The organism is Salimicrobium salexigens, assembly GCF_900156705.1.
Taxonomy (GTDB): Bacteria; Bacillota; Bacilli; order Bacillales; family Halobacillaceae; genus Salimicrobium; species Salimicrobium album.
In genome coordinates, this window is record NZ_FTOK01000031.1 from 1 (window position 1) to 1,216 (window position 1,216).

The window sequence follows — 1,216 nt, forward strand, 5'->3', positions numbered from 1 at the left end:
CTTGAATTGCAATAGTAAATGCAACAAAACTTCCTAGGGTACACATAGATTATGATAAAGCTTGTTTCTGTACTTCTTCCTGGAAGCGTTCCTCCGGCGTCTGATAGCCCAGGATTTTCCGGGGAAGGGTGTTACACCAGGTTTCCACGTGTTGGATCACCTCCCGGGGGATATCTTCCATGGACTGTCCCTTCGGGATGAAACGGCGGATGAGTCCATTGTGTCGTTCGTTGGTTCCTCGCTCACTGGAGGTATAGGGATGGGTGTAATAGACCTCCGTCTCTGAATTTTTCAGCGAGTTTGAGAGGTCGGCGAATTCCGAACCATTATCCGATGTGATGGTTTTGAAGATGGTGGAGAAGGTTTCTCCGAACGTTTCCTGAATCGAGGTGAGGGCCTGTCGGACTTCCGGAGCGTCTTTCCCTCCGATTTTATAAATGATTTCCCGGCGGGTCTGACGTTCAGTGAGGGTCAACAGGGCCGCCTCTTTCGCCCGTTTGCCGAGCACGGTATCGATTTCCCAGTGACCGAATTCTGTACGATCGTCCACCACGGACGGGCGTTCTTCGATGCTTTTTCCCAGGACTTTCCGGTGCTGACGATGACGTTTCGTCTTCGTCGATCGCTTTACTTTCAGAGGAAGATCGATGTTCCGTACAGAAAGCAGACCTATATCAATGTAGTGGTATAGGGTTCTTGTGCATATGAGGGCTTTATCGAACCAGCCCTTCTTCTTCGCGACACCCACAGCGACGTCCGGGGACCAGTGCCGATCTTTGATGCATGCGGTGGCGAATGCCAGAAACGGCTGGATCGACATAAATTTGTAGGTTGCCCCGCAATGGGAACGGTTCGTATCGTAGATACGCTGCCCGGCATCCGGGAAGTACACCTCGTATTCGGTCCAATCGGTGTTCCGCTGCGTGACGGCACCTCGTTTCAACTCGCGGGAGACGGTGGATTTATGCACCCCGATGGCTCCGGCAATGTACTGCATGGTACGCCCTTCCTCCCGGAGCGCTTTGATCTGCCCTCGTTGGTCGAGAGTCAGGTGTGAAAAGATGGGTGTGCGTGTGTTAGAATTAGAATCAGCCATTGGTACATCCTCCCGTTATGTGTGGTTTTGGTCGACTCAATCATAACGGATGTACCATGGCTTTTTCTATACCCAAAATGGGGATAGATCGTTGTTGCATTTCATTTTACAATTAAGCAA

At 51.0% G+C, this 1,216-nt stretch carries 1 protein-coding gene; it reads right to left on the bottom strand.

All coding sequences use genetic code 11. From position 1 onward, the window contains the following. Positions 1-49: 49 nt before the first annotated feature. Positions 50-1,096: an IS30 family transposase gene (locus BW931_RS13225; RefSeq protein WP_076572943.1), complete on the bottom strand. Its 1,047-nt coding sequence runs from the start codon at positions 1,094-1,096 to the stop codon at positions 50-52. Positions 1,097-1,216: the final 120 nt, after the last annotated feature.